15 protein-coding genes and 1 tRNA gene are annotated in these 16,116 nt (G+C 63.2%); 6 read left to right on the forward strand and 10 right to left on the reverse strand.

Translation table 11 applies throughout. The features are described from left to right. The 6 genes from prs to GWP04_09330 form a co-directional block, all read right to left on the reverse strand. A partial coding sequence (prs, locus tag GWP04_09305) for a ribose-phosphate diphosphokinase (protein NIA25749.1) occupies positions 1-374 on the reverse strand: 374 nt, incomplete at its 3' end. A gap of 27 nt (positions 375-401) precedes the next feature. Then, the gene (gene glmU, locus GWP04_09310; protein ID NIA25750.1) at positions 402-1,775 is read right to left on the reverse strand and encodes a UDP-N-acetylglucosamine diphosphorylase/glucosamine-1-phosphate N-acetyltransferase; all 1,374 of its coding nucleotides are present in this window, start codon (positions 1,773-1,775) and stop codon (positions 402-404) included. Between the two features lie 23 nt (positions 1,776-1,798). Next, positions 1,799-1,869 (reverse strand) — tRNA-Gln (locus GWP04_09315). 72 nt (positions 1,870-1,941) lie between these two features. Beyond that, on the reverse strand, positions 1,942-2,796 hold the full coding sequence (locus GWP04_09320; protein NIA25751.1) for a 4-(cytidine 5'-diphospho)-2-C-methyl-D-erythritol kinase: 855 nt from the start codon (positions 2,794-2,796) through the stop codon (positions 1,942-1,944). After that, positions 2,786-3,583 (reverse strand): 16S rRNA (adenine(1518)-N(6)/adenine(1519)-N(6))-dimethyltransferase RsmA, encoded by a 798-nt coding sequence (rsmA, locus tag GWP04_09325; GenBank protein NIA25752.1) that lies wholly within the window; start codon positions 3,581-3,583, stop codon positions 2,786-2,788. Before rsmA ends, GWP04_09320 begins: the two co-directional genes overlap by 11 nt. Beyond that, complete coding sequence (locus GWP04_09330; protein NIA25753.1) at positions 3,580-4,326, reverse strand: YchF/TatD family DNA exonuclease; 747 nt, start codon at positions 4,324-4,326, stop codon at positions 3,580-3,582. Before GWP04_09330 ends, rsmA begins: the two co-directional genes overlap by 4 nt. 303 nt (positions 4,327-4,629) lie before the next feature. Here GWP04_09330 and GWP04_09335 point away from each other — a divergent pair, with 303 nt between their 5' ends. Next, positions 4,630-4,917 carry an AbrB/MazE/SpoVT family DNA-binding domain-containing protein gene (locus GWP04_09335; protein ID NIA25754.1) on the forward strand — a complete coding sequence of 96 codons (288 nt, stop codon included), beginning with the start codon at positions 4,630-4,632 and terminating at the stop codon, positions 4,915-4,917. A 151-nt stretch (positions 4,918-5,068) separates the two neighbouring features. Here the strand turns inward: GWP04_09335 and rsmI are convergent, their stop codons facing one another. From rsmI to GWP04_09355, 4 genes are all read right to left on the reverse strand, one after another. Beyond that, complete coding sequence (rsmI, locus tag GWP04_09340; protein NIA25755.1) at positions 5,069-5,887, reverse strand: 16S rRNA (cytidine(1402)-2'-O)-methyltransferase; 819 nt, start codon at positions 5,885-5,887, stop codon at positions 5,069-5,071. Beyond that, positions 5,887-7,206 carry a hypothetical protein gene (locus GWP04_09345; GenBank protein ID NIA25756.1) on the reverse strand — a complete coding sequence of 440 codons (1,320 nt, stop codon included), beginning with the start codon at positions 7,204-7,206 and terminating at the stop codon, positions 5,887-5,889. The genes rsmI and GWP04_09345 overlap by 1 nt, the downstream gene beginning before the upstream one ends. Before the next feature lie 177 nt (positions 7,207-7,383). Next, entirely contained in the window at positions 7,384-9,597 is a 2,214-nt protein-coding gene (locus tag GWP04_09350; GenBank protein NIA25757.1) for a Na-K-Cl cotransporter, read from the reverse strand. Between the two features lie 165 nt (positions 9,598-9,762). Next, positions 9,763-11,103, reverse strand: coding sequence for an FAD-dependent oxidoreductase (locus GWP04_09355; GenBank protein NIA25758.1), 1,341 nt, complete (start codon positions 11,101-11,103; stop codon positions 9,763-9,765). Between the two features lie 121 nt (positions 11,104-11,224). On the opposite strand from GWP04_09355, the gene GWP04_09360 reads away from it, so the two are divergent. The 5 genes from GWP04_09360 to GWP04_09380 form a co-directional block, all read left to right on the forward strand. Beyond that, positions 11,225-11,764 carry a hypothetical protein gene (locus GWP04_09360; GenBank protein NIA25759.1) on the forward strand — a complete coding sequence of 180 codons (540 nt, stop codon included), beginning with the start codon at positions 11,225-11,227 and terminating at the stop codon, positions 11,762-11,764. 125 nt (positions 11,765-11,889) lie between these two features. Continuing rightward, the gene (locus GWP04_09365; protein ID NIA25760.1) at positions 11,890-13,017 is read left to right on the forward strand and encodes an alanine dehydrogenase; all 1,128 of its coding nucleotides are present in this window, start codon (positions 11,890-11,892) and stop codon (positions 13,015-13,017) included. After that, a complete protein-coding gene (locus GWP04_09370) occupies positions 13,014-14,312 on the forward strand; it encodes a 4-hydroxybutyrate CoA-transferase (GenBank protein NIA25761.1) in 1,299 nt (432 codons plus the stop codon). The genes GWP04_09365 and GWP04_09370 overlap by 4 nt, the downstream gene beginning before the upstream one ends. A gap of 111 nt (positions 14,313-14,423) precedes the next feature. Then, positions 14,424-15,149, forward strand: coding sequence for a Fe-S oxidoreductase (locus tag GWP04_09375; GenBank protein NIA25762.1), 726 nt, complete (start codon positions 14,424-14,426; stop codon positions 15,147-15,149). Further along, positions 15,146-16,116, forward strand: a 971-nt coding sequence (locus GWP04_09380; protein ID NIA25763.1) for a (Fe-S)-binding protein, incomplete at its 3' end; no start/stop codon positions are given. The genes GWP04_09375 and GWP04_09380, both read left to right, overlap by 4 nt.

The following is a 16,116-nucleotide window of genomic DNA, read 5'->3' on the forward strand; positions in this document are numbered from 1 at the left end:
AGGTCGATCGACACGAGGCGATCCGCTCCGGCCGCGAAGTACATGTCGACCATCAATCGAGCGGAGATCGGCTCTCGCGGGAGGCCCTTCTTGTCCTGTCGCGAGTACCCGAAGAACGGCATCACGGCGGTGATACGCTTGGCCGATGCGCGCCGGAGAGCGTCGATGATCAGCAACTGCTCCATGATATGGAAGTTCACCGGACTCGAATGACTCTGGATCACGAAGCAATCGGCTCCCCGGACACTCTCTGTCGGCCGAACGTAGATCTCACCATTGGCGAATACGGACCGCTCCAGCCCGCCCTGATGAACGTTCATGAGGTCGGCGATCTCGCCGGCGAGCGCTGGATTGGCACTCCCCGAAAAGAGCATGAGTCGTTTTTGGCTTATGATCTCCACTCAGGAACCTTTTCTCTTCCGACGGGCAGCGTAGTCGGGGATCTCCTTCTGCACTGAACGCTCGACGGCGAGCGCTCCTGGAGCAACATCCTTCGTGATGGTCGACCCCGCCCCCGTCACGGCATCTTCACCGATCGTCACCGGAGCGACGAGCATCGTGTCGGATCCGATGAAGGCACGATCACCGATCACCGTTGCATGCTTGTCGATCCCGTCGTAGTTGCAGGTGATGGTTCCTGCACCGATGTTGGCGCCCTTGCCGATCTCGGTGTCTCCGATGTAGCTGAGATGCGGAACTTTGGAGCCTTCGCCGACCGTCGTTTTCTTCGTCTCCACGAATGTCCCGACCTTGCTGCCCTTTCGGAGGACCGTCTCGGGTCGCAGGGAAGCGTACGGACCCACTTCTACGCCTTCGCCGACCTCTGCTCCTCGCAGCACCGAGTACCAAACGTGGGCGTCTGGTCCGATCGATGAATCCTCTGCGGTGACGTTCGGCCCAACACGAGCTCCGGCGGCAACGGTCGTGGACCCGCGCAGATGCGTGTCGGGCAGCAGAATGGCTCCCGGTTCGAGTTGCACGTCGGCCTCGAGGTACACCCTGTCGGGATCCTGCATCCAGACACCTCGTCGCATCCAGTACTCGTTGATGCGCCGCCGCATGAGCCCGGCAGCCTGCGCAAGCTGAATGTGGCTGTTCACCCCCGCGATCTCCACGGGGTTCGTCTTGAGAGCATGCAGCGGGTGGCCTTCCTCGGCAAGGATCTCGATGACGTCGGTGAGGTAGTACTCGCCCTGAACATTGTTCGGCTCCACCCTGGGCAAGGCGTCGGCCAAGAGCGACCCGTTGAATACGTACACGCCACCATTGATCTCGTTGATCCCTCGCTGTGAGGGGCTTGCGTCTCCGTGCTCGACAATGCCGACGACTCGGTCCCAACCGTCCCGAAGAATGCGCCCGTAGCCGGCGGGGGCGTCGATATCCGCGGTGAGGACCGAAACGGCAGACCCGGTGCGCCGGTGTGTCCTGATCAGCTCGGCGAGCGTCTCGGGGACGAGCAGCGGGGTGTCCCCGGGAGTCACGAGTATCGAATCCGCATCGCCCGCGGAGATGGCGCTCAACGCGACCCCGGTTGCATGCCCGGTGCCGAGCTGCTCCTCCTGGATCACGACGTCGACATCATCCGAAATGGCGTCGCGGACCAGGTCACCGCCTTGGCCGACCACCACCACGATCTGCTCGGGCTCGATGGGCCTGATGGCGTCGAGCACCCAGGCAATCATGGGCCTTCCCGCCACAGTATTCAAAACCTTGGGAAGGTCTGATTTCATACGCGTGCCCGCTCCGGCGGCAAGCACCACTGCTTTCACGGCCATACGGCCCCTCCTTCGATGGTGTGCTGGGGGGAAGGGACTCGAACCCCTACTGGCGGGACCAAAACCCGCTGTGCTGCCATTACACCACCCCCCAAATTCTCATCACCCTCTCGGGCCCGAGGGAGTCTACAGCCTCCGATACAGCTCCAGCCCAAGGACCTTGAACTCACTCGATGCACCGCGCACCGGTTGCCAAAGGGACCGCGGATACTCCGGCACGAGCACCCGGAGGTGCCGTAGCCAGGGCGGATGCAGCCTCCTGTTCATCGGAGAAGAACGCGAACAGGCTCGGCCCGCTGCCCGTGAGCAGAACAGGGCGATCCCAACGATCCTCGAGGTCGATCATCCAATCTTCGAGGTCGCGAGCGATCGAAAGCGCGGCCGGTTCGAGATCGTTGATCAGCGGCGCGAACTGTCGCAACGACGGAGGTACGGCCTTGCCGGTGATTCCGCGAGGCTTCGGATCGCCCAGCCGGTCCCATGCGCGATACACCGCGGCGGTCTCCAACACGAACGGTGGTGTCACGATGGCCACCGCGTAGTCGCCGGCCGGTGTGAGCGCCGTCAGTCGTTCTCCACGGCCTTCCATCATGGCGAGCCCACCCAGCAGGCAGAACGGCACGTCGGCGCCGATCGACGGGGCGACTCGAGACACGAGATCGAACGGGATGTCGAGCACCGCCGCGGCAAGCAGCAATGCCGCCGCAGCGTCGGCGCTGCCGCCCCCAAGGCCCGCCGCGACGGCAATTCGCTTCTGCAAACGGATCCGGAGTGCGGTTCGGATGCCGGTGAGCGCTCGCAGCGCTTCGATCGCCTGCCACACGAGATTCTCGCCACCACTCGGAACCTCCAACCCTGCGATTTCGAGTTCGTCATCGGAGGAGACGCCCACTTCGACGGTGTCGAACCAGCTCACCGTCTGGGCGAGCGAACGAAGCAGGTGGTAGCCGCCGGTATCGAGTCCCAGGACACGAAGCGTGAGATTCAGCTTCGCCGGCGCCTCTGCGCGCTCAGTCTTCATGAGTGTCCGCGAGGTCCAAGAATCGTTCCGGAGCGAGGTCTTCCGGACGTGCCGTGGGAGAGATACCTGCTCGCTCGACCGCCACGACGTCGAGCGTTGCACGCAGCATCTTGCGACGATGCCGAAATGCCACTGCCGCAACCTCGATGGCTCTCTCGACTCGTTGTTGGTCGACCCCCGATCGTCTGGTCATGACGACAACCGCCGACGAGACACTCGGGGCAGGAATGAACACCTGAGGCGGTACGACAAAAGCTCGATGGACTTCGCTGGTGAGACGCGCCACGACCGAAGGCAGCCCATATTGCTTGGTCCCGGGAAGCGCGACGAGGCGGTCGGCAACTTCGCGCTGCACCATGACCGTGAATTGGGTGATCTGAGGTGCCGTTCGCAACAACTTGAGTACCAGAGGCGTACCGACGTTGTACGGAAGGTTCGCAACCAGCTTCCAGGGTCCTGCACCGAGTGCATCGGGAAGGGCCTGCATTGCATCCTCGAAGCGTAGTTCGACGTTGGGTCGCTCCCCGAGAACCTCGGCGAGGACCGGCGCAAGTCCCCGGTCGATCTCGTACGCGAGCACTCTCGCTCCCGTCTCGGCAATCGCGACGGTGAGTGCTCCGGTTCCGGCACCCACCTCGACGATCTGGTCGCCGGCTCTCACATCGGCCGTGCGGACCATCTTGTCGATGATGTTTCCGTCCGCAAGGAAGTGCTGACCGAGTCGCTTGCGGGGAGTGAGCCCGTGTCGAGCGAGAAGTCTGCCGATGGAGGTCGGGCTCTGGCTCATGGACGATAGATCCGCGCCGCATTCGACGAAGTGACCGCCGCTACCTGCACGGGGTCCATCCCCCACACTCTTGCCAGTGCTTCTCCCACCAACGCGACTCTGGCCGGTTCGTTGAGTTGCTTCCTGAACGGAGGGGGAGACAGATACGGGGTGTCGGTTTCCACGGTTGCCCGCTCTGGCGGCACGAGAGCGGCTCCGCGCCGAACGGCATCCCCTGTCTCGAAAGCGACCGGGCCGGCGAAGGAGAAGCGAGTTCCCATCTCGAGGAATCGTTTCGTCCAGCGGGGTCCACCCGTCCAGCAGTGGAGGACGACACGATCGGCGGTTTCGGTTTCCTCGACGATTTCATAAACATCGGCAAACGCGTCCCGGCAGTGCACCACCGCGGGAAGGCCCAACTCGGCGGCGAGGAGCAATTGATCCTTGAACGCCTCGCGTTGTGCATTGCGGGGGGACAAGTCGCGGTAGTAGTCGAGCCCGATCTCCCCGATCGCCACCGATCGGATGGCAAGTCGAGCAATTTCATCGCGCTCCTCGGCCCACTTGGCCGCATCATGGGGGTGCAGACCCGCCGTAGCGAACACCCGATCGGGAGCTTCGGACGCGAGTGCCATGGCGGCTTTCGTCGTCGCAACGTCGATCCCCGGAACAACGACCCAGTCGACGCTGTCGGCTCGCGCCAGCAACGCGACGGGGCTCTCATCGGCCAGCTGAAGATGGCAGTGCGCGTCGACCCAGGTCATCGAGTCGAGCGTAGCGGCGCAGGATCCCTTCGCTCGCGGGCTCGCGTATTTCGTATTGCGTATTTCGTATCGCGACGCAACGTTGATGCAAGACCACGGGGCGGGCGTGACGGCTCGGGCGAAACGAGGAACAAGGTGCGTCGAGGTGGAGAAATCAGCAAGTGCCACGTCTGGTGGACCCCCCAGCGAGCGGAGCAACCATTGGGCGGAAAGTATCGCAGCGACCCTGCGTTGCGGTGGGGGGGATAAGTGGCATGCATTCCCCAGCGGACTCCACCAATGGACCTGCGGCCTTCCGGTAAGATGTGGGTCACACCGACCAGGACCGGTGGAGTACATCCCAACCTATTGGAGGCTGTCATGGACACCGGCATCGCGCGCAAGATCGATGTCCTCGGGCGGGTCGTCATCCCGGCCGAGACTCGGCGCCTGTTCAACATCAACGGAGGCGACCAGCTGATCATCGGTGTCGAAGGAGACTCGATCATGATCCGCAAGCTCGAAGCGACGTGCACGTTCTGCAACTCGACAAAAGACGTTTCGACCTTCAAGGACAAGGGTATCTGCGCTGCCTGCCGGAAGGCTCTCTAGGTAGCTGCTCGACATAGCTGCTGGGCCCGGCCCGAACCACTCCCTCGGAGCGAGGGTGTATTCGGTATGCCATCGGCGCCGGGCCGGGTGTCTGCCGCAATAGCCGACAGGGCTTCCGGACGGACCTGACAGGCGCACGTGTGTGACGAGTTCAGCCCTTGTCGCTCAGCGCAGCTTCGTAGAGGCGGCCTCGCGGAACTCGTAGCCGTTGGGCCACCTCGCGAACGGCGCCGGCAAGGGGTTCGCCTTCCGCCATGAGAGCCCGGACCTCCTCGAGTGCCTCGTCGAGGTCCGGCTCCCGGAAGGGAGCGCCGCCGAGCACGAGCGTGAACTCGCCACGCTGGGGATCCCGGAACCGGTCGACCGCTTCACCAAGCGTTCCCCACCACAGTTCCTCATGGAGCTTGGTGAGCTCCCGGGCGACGAAGACGGCACGCTCGCCACCCACCACACCGGCGAGATCCTCGAGATCTCTCCCGACACGTTTCGGCGAAGCGAAGAACACCACCGTACGGGTCTCTTGGGCGATCTGATCGATGCGATGCGACCGATCGCCGCCCTTGCGAGGCAGGAAACCTTCGAACACGAACCGTTCGGACGGTAGACCCGATGCTGCCAGCGCTGCCGTGACGGCGCTCGGACCGGGCACGACCGTCACTTCTGCTCGGATGGCCCGGGCTGCACGCACTGCAGTCAGCCCGGGATCGGAGATTGCCGGCATTCCCGCGTCGGTGATCAGGGCGACGGTCTCTCCTCGGGTAAGCCGCTCGGACAGTTCGCGAACCCGCAGTTGCTCGTTCCCGGCGAAGAATGATCGGAGCGGTTTGTCGATCCCGAGGTGGTCGAGCAGTCTCCTGGACCGACGCGTATCCTCGACGAACACGACATCGGCACTCTGCAGAGCTTCGGCAAGTCGCCGACTGGCATCGCCGAGGTTGCCGATCGGGGTACCGCAGAGTATCAGAGGCATCAGAAGTCCGGGAAGAATGAGCGGAGCTTTGCGCCGATCGCCGGATCGTCGGCGATGACGAACAGAACGTGGTCCGCGACCCGAGAAACGAAGGCGTAGGCGTCACCGGTCAGCGCAACGCCGCTGCCATCGCTATGGGTTCTCGATACCGCCATCGCCGAAGCGACATAGTCGCCCAGCGCCTTCTGCAGCTCGATGGCGTCGGCTTCGCTGTCGCCCGCGTAGCTCAGGACGAACGCCACACTCTCACCGTTCCAAAGGAGACGATACCGATCGCCTCCCCAACCGGCCGCCGCGGTGTCGGCCACGCCTGATCCGAGTTCCTGGGTGAACATGACATTGAAGATGAGCTCCCCCCAGACGGACTCCTCGACCGCCTCGTATCCGTCGATCGGGGTATCCGGCAGCGCCACCGTGACTGCCGGCTCTCGTACGGCGTACTTGTCCGGGTGGATCACCTGCTCGGTCGTGGTCGGCGGGTTGATGTAGGCGTCGTTGATCCTGTCGAATCCGGTACTCACACTCCACAAACCGTTGAGAAGGGTAAAACCTGCGTTGTAGGGGAAGACCAGCAGCTCCTGAATGAACCGCGGTGCAGAGTCGAACACACTCGTGTCCTGATTGAGAGAGCCGGCGATCACCTCTTGTTGCTGGCCGGGAGGGAGCGCGGCGACATAGTGCAGCTCGGTGAGCGTTGCGTCCCCTTCGGTTATGGCCTGCAATGCAGAGAGCTCGTCGAAGCGCTGAGCCTCGTCCAACGCGTCGGCCTTGTCGGAGAATCCGAAATGCTGGTCCGTGAGCGCATGGGTGAGTTCGTGCACCAGTGTGGCCTTCTGGGCAGGGCTCAATTCGTCCTCGTTGCCGGGGACGACGAGTTCCTTCATCTCACCGTCGTAGAAACCGAGCACCTGCTCGCCGTAGAGATCCCGGTAGAGCGTAAGCAGATCGGTGCCTTCCGGGATGAGGCCGAGGAGTTCTTCGAGCGCCGTGTCCCTGGCGATCTCGTCCGGCTCGACGTTCTCGTCGATGAGTTGTCGAACTCTGTCCGCGAGCTCGTCGTCATCGACAAGGGTGACAGTCGGTTCCGTGAGGAACTCGAGTTCGCGAATCTGTTCGGTCCGCGCGATCAACTCGTTGATCTGATCCAGGATTGCCTGTTCGTGAAGACTCTCCGGATCCGGCGTCGTCGTGGTCGCCGAAGGCGCCGTCGTCGTAGGAGACACCAACGATGACGACGTCGTAGCCGCCTCGTCCAGTGGTGTCGACACACACGATGCGAGGGCAACCGAGACAACCAGGACGGTGAGGAATCGACGCATGGCAGAACCCTATACCCTCGATCGGAGTTTGCGCGACCGAACGCTCCTGAGGAGGTTCCTCTTGAGCGACGTCCCACGGGTCCAGGCCGCTTCGAAAAGCCTTGGTTCTGCCTCGCCGCCGAGCGAGCAGACGGCCGGGAATCCGCGCATCATGGTCGAGTTCGACCCGGACGGCCGTCACTCCTCCTGGTGATCACCCAGGAGACGTCCTCGAAACTCGCCGGCGCAACGGACGAAGATGACCGTCGGCAGCCCCTCGACGAGTTCTTCCAGCCGGCGCGCGTACTCCAACTCTTCACCAGGCTGGTTCGTGCGGAGTCCCATCAGCACGACGTCAGCTCCCTCCGAGCGTTCTCGGATCACGCTCTGGACACTCTGGCCGCTGCGCCGCACGATCACCTCGGTTTCGGCGGGGATACGGGCTGCCTGGATGACCCGATCGAGCATGCGGGCATTCCGCTCGGCCATCATGTCGCTCGAAGTAACGCTCATGATGCGAATTCGGGCATCACGCCACTCCGGATTGAGTGAAATCAGGTGGGCGAACAATGCGAGCATGTCCCCGTTGTTCTGCAGCCCGCCCCACCACACATGGATCTCGCGGCGGCTCGCTCGCCGCTGATGCGGGACCGTCCGGCAGATGATCGCCGACTTGCCGATGAGCGCGAGCCGTTCGATGATCTGCAATGCGGAGACCCTCCGCTCGAGTTTGTCACTGAATCCGAACATGACGGTGTTGGATTCGATACCGGCGATCCCGTTTGCTTGAGCGACGGCAACCGCACCGTCCACGAAGTCGTCCACGACATCGACTTCGGCGAACGCGACGACCCCGAGCTCATCCAGATCTGCATCGAGCTGTGCCCTTCGTTCGGCGGCAAACCCCGCATATCGTTCCAGGGATCCCACACCGAGTTCACACACCGTCAGGATTCCTCGATCCTGCACAAGCCATGCAGCGAACCGGGCGAGGTCGGGTCGGCGCTGCACGTCACCGGAGAACAGCAGGATGTTGGGCCGCCAGTTCCGGGGATCGTTGGGAAGCCTTCGGAGCTGGATCACTGTCGAGCGGACGAGCGACATCATGGCGCCACGCCGCAGGTCTCCCCACGGGGCCACGAGCGCCCTCCTGCGCATCAGCAGATAGACACCAATCTCGAAGATGACCGCGACGGCAAGAGCCACAGGACTGATCAAGAACATGACCCAGAAACACGCCCCGGCGCCCACGAGCGAGATCGCCCAGTGGACACGCATGGTCGGACGGTACGAGGGGTCGGCGGTCAAGTTCTCCACACCCGCCACCAGGTTCACCATTCCGTAGGTAGTGAGAAAGAACATTGTCAGCACCGGTGCAACCGCGTTGATACCGCCGAGAAGAACCGCACCGAGGGCAACGAGCAGGGATACGAGCAGAGGCACTCCCGGGCCCCGCACCCTCCCAATGGGAGAGCCCAGCCATCGCGGCAAAACTCGATCGGCCACCATCGCTTCGAGGGTTCGAGGTGCGGACAACACGCTCCCCACCGCAGAGGAGAAGATCGCTCCCCACAAGCCCGGAAGGATCAGTACCCCGGCAGCGCCGGCGATCGTGAACCAGATCAGATTGTTGGCGACGAGCTCGGCAGGATCGGCTGCGAGCGCCAGGCCGACGGCGGCACCGATGTAGACCACGAATCCCACAAGTACCGCGGCGATCGTTCCTCGAGGGATGGATCGATCAGGATGTTTCAGGTCTCCCGACATGCTGATGCCGGCCAGGATCCCGGTGACTGCAGGGAAGAACACGGCGAAGACTGTCCAGAAGCCGGGGGGGTCCTCGAATGCAGTCGTTAGACGAATCGTCTCAGGGTCGCTGTTCGCGATGCCGACACCGAGAGCGACGAGCGACACCCCGATGGCGACCATGATCGGGATCTGGAGTCGAAGCGCCAGGCCGGCCCCTCTGGCAGCGAGAAGGGCTACCACGAGCACCGTCGCGGCGGCAACCATCTTCTGCGGTACCGCGGGCCAGACGATCTGGAGACTCTCGGCCAGGCCGAAGGCGTAGAGGGTCACAGAAAACGCCTGCGCGAGGAACAGCGGGATGCCGATCGCCGCGCCGATCTCCACGCCCAGACTTCGCGAGATGATGTAGTAGGCACCTCCGGCGCCCACTCGCATGTTGGTGCTGACGGCGGAAACGGACAGTGCGGTGGCCAGCGTCACGAGGTGGGCGATGACGATGATGACGAGCGCACCCATCAACCCGACGTTGCCGACGACCCAGCCGGTCCGCAGGTACAGGATGACGCCGAGAATCGTCAGGACAGACGGCGTAAAGACACCAATGAAGGTACCTAACTTCTCATCTCTGGATCGGCCCTTCAGCGCCGCCAGCATCCGCTGCATTGGTCTCCCAGGGACCGGTCAGGCAAGGCTAGTGGCAAGTCGAGTGTCGATGTCGAAGGAGACATGCCGCTCGTGAGGAGCGGAGGAAGGGTCTTTGAAGACAGGAGAATCGCGAACAACCGGGCGGCGGAACGTTCTCGACGCCCTTTTCGTTCTCGACCGACTTCAGAGTTGCCCGTTGTCGGTACCGATGCTGTCGAGATGGGAAGGATCGTCAAACCGCTGGAGCCCAAATGCATTCGCGTACTCGGGGAGCCTCTCCCCCGTGATGTGCAGCGACACGAGTTCGGCCGCAGCCTGTGACGCCATGATGCCGAAACCAGACAGCGCTCCGATGACGAACGCGCCGTGTGTCTGCAGCGGCCCGACGATCGGAAGGTTCTCGGGTGTCTTGAGGTAGTACCCCCCGTCGACGATGGTCTTCGGTGCTCGTCCGCGGTACACCTCGAGAGCGGGGATCATCTTCGACAGGCCGCGCAGCACGACCTCGGCGTGCATCGGATCGATGGGGATGGGAAACGTGGGCGTCACATCGCGTCGCCGAACCTCCCACAACCCCAGTACCCACGGCGATTCGGCTCCGCCTTCCGGACGGAGGTGACAACCGGAGGGAAGAACATCGAGCAGATCCGACATACCGTCTCGCAACCCGGAGATCTCCTCCGGATCCCATGGAATGGACTGCGGATCGTCCCATATCAGCAGCGGAGCGTCCCTCGGCACCACACCGAGGTGATCCTTGAACGCCACCTTGAGGTGCAACTCGGCATGGACGGGAAGCTCCTCCCCGAGCAGCCCCGCCACGTCACTCACCATCGGGCCTGCAGCATCGACGAAGACTCGAGTCTCAATCCGGTTCCCGTCGTCGAGATCGACCGCGCAGACTCCGCCCGGACCGGTCTGTACACCGACGATCTCGTGCGGCAGGAACTTCACTCCTGCCGACCTGGCCTCCGTGAGCAGCCACGCCCCGAGCTGCTGTGCGCTGAGCCAGCCTGCACGACGCACATGCAAGGCTCCCACGGCATCTTTGGTCAGGTATGGGAAAAGCCGCCAAAGCAGGTCGGGATCCGTGATCAAGTCCGCACCCGAGGTCACACCGTCCCAATGACGCGCCGCTTCACACGGTGCACGCCCCTCCAACGGTCTGTGGACGCGCAAACGTCCCCCGCCCGCCTTTGCCGTTGCGGCCGCATCCGATTCGAGGGTCTCGAGGCGAGTGTCGTCTGCGGTGATGTAGACGTATCCGCGCCGGTTGAGATTGAAGACGTTGCCCGAGACGGCGGCGAGCTCCTCGAGGAGGTCGATCGAGCGGTTCATCAGCTGGACCATCGGCTCGCCCGGCCACCAGTTGCGATAGCACTCGGTCGACTTGTCACTCGTCAGGGTTAGCGGTGGGCGCGGGTCGCACACAACCACGTCCTGCAGGCCATGACGCACCGACAGGTGGTACGCGACGCTCACTCCGGCGATACCCGCACCGGCGATGACGACTTCCGCCTTCACTCTCCTCCTTCCCCCCACGAGGATACGTGCTCCCGAACCCAGGGCTCAGGAGTACCCCCACGGTACCTGCGAGCCCAGGGTTCAAAGGCACCAGCGCCGCGGATCTTTCTAGGCTTGTGGTGTGTCGCACCTCCGTTACCGTGTCCTCCTCCTCGTCATCATCATCCTCCTCGGATCATGCGCTCCACCGGCGACCCATGACCTTTCCGGTTCGCTGGCGGTGTTTGATTTCTCCTTGCACAACGACCTCATCGTCGAGGAGGCACAGCGTCTGGCGGGAGGCGACTACTTCGGACTCCCCGCGGAGGAGCGCGATGCCGTCTGGATCGAAGCTGTCGGCCTCGTGCGTGGCACCCCCTGCGGAAACGGAGTCGAGACGTTCCCCGCGGTCCACACGGGAACTCCGGTACGGATCATGGATGCTGCCGATACCGTGCTCGGTGACAGCACTCTCTCGGGTGGATTCGTGGACCTTCTCCCCTATCCGGACGTGCAGGCGAACGTGATCGCCGTCTGCCGATTCGAGTTCGAAGTGCCCGAGCTCGCAGACGCGGCCGAATACACGATTCTCGTCGGAGACCAGGAACCGAAGACCTTCTCCAAGGCGGGTCTCGAAGCGGCCGGCTGGACGGTATCGCTCGAACTCGGGGTGAGCCGCTGAACTTCAGCACCGTCGTCGGGACGCTTGCCATGCATTGCTCGGTGGGCTCTAGTCTTGGTGCAGCACGACGTCAGGCCGTCAAAGGTTCTCACAACACGCCCCATCCTCGGGCGGGAGGTTGAGCAATGATCATCGGAGTCCCCAAGGAATCTCTTCATCACGAGCATCGGGTTGGATTGACTCCCGACGCCGCAGCCCACCTGCACAGGCTCGGAAACACCGTTTTGGTCCAGCACGACGCAGGACTGGGTGCCCGATTCTCCAACCACGAGTATGAGCAGGCCGGCGCGCAGATCGTGTACAGCGCGGAGGAGGCCTACCGGCGCGCCGATCTCGTCACCAGGATCGGCACGATGTCCACAGTCGAACTGGATCTCCTCAAGCCCGGATCCACGATCTGCAGTTTTCATCACATGGCGGTCGCCTCGAAGGCGCTGGTCAACGGGTTGATCGAGCGACGGATCACCACCGTCTCCTATGAGCTCATCGAGGATGCAGCCGGCAACCGCCCGATCCTCGCACCGTTCAGTGAGATGGCGGGGATGCTTGCCGTGCATCTCGCCGGCTACTACCTACAGAACGACTCAGGAGGAAGGGGAATCCTGCTGGGAAACGTGCCTGGGATCGCCCCACCATCCGTCGTCATTCTCGGCGCGGGGATTGCGGGCCGAACTGCCGCATGCCACGCGAGGGCTGCCGGAGCCCGCGTCGTCGTAATCGACACCGACATGGCGAAACTGAGAGCGGTGAGCTCGCGATGCGGTGGTCAGGTGGCTACGGCGAACGCCAGCCTCGAACCGCTGGAGAACTACACCGCTTTGGCGGATGTGCTCATCGGCGCGGTGCTCATTCCCGGCTCGCGAGCTCCGATTCTGGTTACCGAGGACATGGTCAAAGGTATGCGGCGAGGAAGCGTGATCGTCGACCTCTCGATCGACCAGGGGGGATGCGTAGAAACCAGCCGGCCAACGAGCCCCGACCAGCCGACGTTCATCGTCCACGACGTCGTGCACTACTGCGTGCCCAACATGACTGCGAACATCGCCCGCACCGCCTCCAAAGCGCTCACGAGAGCCGTCCTGCCCCAACTGGTGGCACTGGCCGAACGAGGAACGGGAGGTGCAGCGGCGGATCCCAATCTCGCCGCGGGAATCGTCCTGTATGAAGGAAACCTCGTCCATCCCCACGTCGCAGCCGCCCACGGCTTACCGTTCGTCGAGCTGGGATCTCTTCTGGCAGGAGCAAGCGCATGAACTGGTTCGACGACTACCGATCGAAGCTGCAGACTCCGCAGCAGGCCGTGTATCAGATCCAGAGCAGCGATCGTGTCTACTACGGAGGGAACGCGGCGATCCCGTGGGCACTGGTCAGGGCGCTCGCAGAACGGGGCGAAGAGCTCTCCGATGTACAGCTCAACCACGTTCTCCTCGTGGGTGACGATCCGCTTTCCGATCCGGCGATGGCCGATCATTTCCGCCACAACTCGCTCTTCGTGGGACCGGCGGATCGGAAAGCGGTGAACGAAGGACGGGCAGACTACGTTCCGATCTTCCTCCACCAGATTCCGCGCCTGTTCAAAGAGAACATCGTTCCCCTGGACGTCGCAATGCTGATGGTGTCCCCTCCAGACGAGCACGGTTTCATGAGTCTCGGCGTCGAGACGCTCGCCTCCCAGGCCGCCTACCAGTCGGCCAAGAAGGTGATCGTCCAGGTGAACACGAAGATGCCTCGCATCCTCGGCGATTCATTCCTCCACGTGAGCAGGGTCGATACGATCGTCGAGCACACCGAAGCGCTACCCAACCTGATACCGAAACCGGCCACCGAGGTCGAACGCAAGATCGCGGCGCATGTACTGGAGCTCATCCCACCCCGTTCGACGGTGCAGATGGGCATCGGCGGTATCCCAGACTCGGTGTACGAGTCGATGGAAGGCGACCTGCAGCTCGGGATTCACACCGAGATGATGTCGGACGGAGCCATGCGTGCCATCGAACGCGGCGTCGTCACGGGGACACACAAGTCGCTCCACCCCGGCAAGGTCGTGATCACGTTCGCGATGGGAAGCGACGAGCTCTACGAGTTCCTCGACAACAACCCGCTCATCGAGGCGCACCCGGTCGATCACACCAACGATCCGTTCGTCGTCTCCCAGAACGACAACATGGTCGCTATCAACTCTGCGATCGAGCTGGATCTGACCGGACAGGTCTGCTCCGATTCGATCGGCCCCTATATCTACTCCGGGTTCGGTGGACAGGTCGACTTCATCCGCGGTGCAGCGAAGTCCAGCGGAGGCCGACCCATCATCGCTCTTCCCGCAACCGCCAAGGGCGGCACGCTCTCTCGCATCGTCCCGTTCCTGAAACAGGGCGCCGGTGTGGTCACCAGCCGTGCCGATGTCCACTACGTCGTCACCGAGTACGGCGTCGCCAACCTGTTCGGCATGAATCTCCGGGAACGGGCAGAGGCGTTGATCGGGATCGCCGCCCCCCAGTTTCACGAAGAACTGGAGGCCGCTGCGAAGGAACGCAAGCTGCTGCCGTGAGATTCGCTGCCGGTGCGCCGGGATGGCGAACGGATTCATCTCGAACAAGCACCGACTCCGACCCGAGCGCGATCCGCGCCAGGAGGGGACCGAGCGAGTAGCGTCCTGGCCATGGCCACCGTGCAGTTGTTCGTCACGTGCCTCGTCGATGCGTTCGCGCCGCAGGTCGGAGAAGCCGTCGCGAACCTTCTCGAGCGGCTCGGAATGACCGTCGAGTTCCCCTTCGAGCAGACGTGCTGCGGCCAGCCCGCCTTCAACGCTGGTTTTCACGATGTAGCACGGCGCATGGCGGTACACACACTCCAGGTGCTGGACGCCACCGAAGGCACGATCGTGCTGCCCTCGGGGTCGTGCGCAGACATGATCATCCACCACATCCCTGACCTCGTCGCCGACGACCCCGATCTCTCCGAGACGGCTCAAAGAGTCTCGGCGAGGACACGCGAGCTCACCTCGTTCCTGATCGATGACCTCGGCGTAATCGATGTGGACGCCACCGGCGCCGGCTCCTGCACCCTGCACCACTCCTGCCATGGCCTGCGAAACCTCGGTGTGAAGTCACAGCCCGAAAAGCTCATCGACAACGTCGCGGGAATGGAACGGGTGGAACTTCCGGACGCGACCGAGTGCTGTGGCTTCGGCGGGCTGTTCGCTCTCGAGATGCCCGACGTGTCTATCGCAATGCTCGACAGAAAGCTCGACAATATCGAAGCGAGCGGGGCCGGCACCGTCGTCGGAGGCGACATCTCGTGCCTCTTGCACATTGCAGGAGGCCTGCATCGCCGCGGGAGTTCCGTTGAAGTTCACCACATCGCCGAGATCCTCGCCAAGCCATGACGTCCTTCCTCGAACGAGCGCGCCCGGACATCGGCACTCTCCCGATCGCCGCGCTCAAGGTGGGCGCGGAACGATTCTCCGACCATCGTGACCACGCCGTCGAGGCATTCCCGGCGATGGACGAAATGCGGGATCGCGCTCGTGAGATCCGCCTCCACACACTCGCGAATCTGGACCGCTATCTCGGCCAGTTTGCGGACGCGCTCGAAGCGGCGGGAGGACATGTGTTCTTTGCCGCGGACGCACGCGAAGCCAATGACTACGTCGTACAACTCGCGCGCTCCCGAGATGTGCAACGAATCGTCAAGTCCAAATCAATGCTCACCGAAGAACTCCGCCTCAACGACGCTCTCGAAGACGCAGGAATGGAGGTCGTTGAGACCGACCTCGGAGAGTTGATCGTGCAGCTCGCGAAGGACCGCCCATCGCACATCATCGCACCGGTCCTCCACAAAACCCGCTTCGAGGTCGGGGCGCTGTTCGAAGAGAAGCTTGGCGTTCCGTACACGGACGACCCGATCGAACTGAACTCGATTGCCCGCCGTCATCTCCGTCCCCTGTTCCTCACCGCCGACATGGGGATCAGCGGTGTGAACGTCGCCGTCGCGCAGACCGGATCCATCTGCATCGTCACGAATGAAGGCAACGGTCGCCTCACCACCACGGCGCCCAGAATCCATGTCGCGATGCTGGGTGCGGAGCGCCTCGTCCCGTCGATCGGGGACATGTCCGTCATCTTGGAGGTACTCGCTCGCAGTGCGACAGGCCAGAAGCTGAGTGTCTACACCAACATCCTCACCGGCCCTCGCCGCGCCGGTGAACCGGACGGCCCGGACGAGCTGCATGTCGTGATCGTCGACAACGGGCGCTCAAAGGTCCTGGCGGGTCAGAGTTCCGAGATCCTGGCCTGCATTCGTTGCGGAGCGTGCCTCAATGTCTGTCCGGTGTACCGGACCGTCGGCGGGCA

This window comes from Gammaproteobacteria bacterium (assembly GCA_011682695.1).
Lineage (GTDB): Bacteria > Actinomycetota > Acidimicrobiia > Spongiisociales > UBA4744 > BMS3Bbin01.

Coding starts and splice junctions, on each gene's coding strand:
- glmU (NIA25750.1), bottom strand. CDS start 1,775: ATGGCCGTGAAAGCAGTGGTGCTTGCCGCCGGAGCGGGCACGCGTATG.
- GWP04_09320 (NIA25751.1), bottom strand. CDS start 2,796: ATGAAGACTGAGCGCGCAGAGGCGCCGGCGAAGCTGAATCTCACGCTT.
- rsmA (NIA25752.1), bottom strand. CDS start 3,583: ATGAGCCAGAGCCCGACCTCCATCGGCAGACTTCTCGCTCGACACGGG.
- GWP04_09330 (NIA25753.1), bottom strand. CDS start 4,326: ATGACCTGGGTCGACGCGCACTGCCATCTTCAGCTGGCCGATGAGAGC.
- GWP04_09335 (NIA25754.1), top strand. CDS start 4,630: ATGTGGGTCACACCGACCAGGACCGGTGGAGTACATCCCAACCTATTG.
- rsmI (NIA25755.1), bottom strand. CDS start 5,887: ATGCCTCTGATACTCTGCGGTACCCCGATCGGCAACCTCGGCGATGCC.
- GWP04_09345 (NIA25756.1), bottom strand. CDS start 7,206: ATGCGTCGATTCCTCACCGTCCTGGTTGTCTCGGTTGCCCTCGCATCG.
- GWP04_09350 (NIA25757.1), bottom strand. CDS start 9,597: ATGCAGCGGATGCTGGCGGCGCTGAAGGGCCGATCCAGAGATGAGAAG.
- GWP04_09365 (NIA25760.1), top strand. CDS start 11,890: ATGATCATCGGAGTCCCCAAGGAATCTCTTCATCACGAGCATCGGGTT.
- GWP04_09370 (NIA25761.1), top strand. CDS start 13,014: ATGAACTGGTTCGACGACTACCGATCGAAGCTGCAGACTCCGCAGCAG.
- GWP04_09375 (NIA25762.1), top strand. CDS start 14,424: ATGGCCACCGTGCAGTTGTTCGTCACGTGCCTCGTCGATGCGTTCGCG.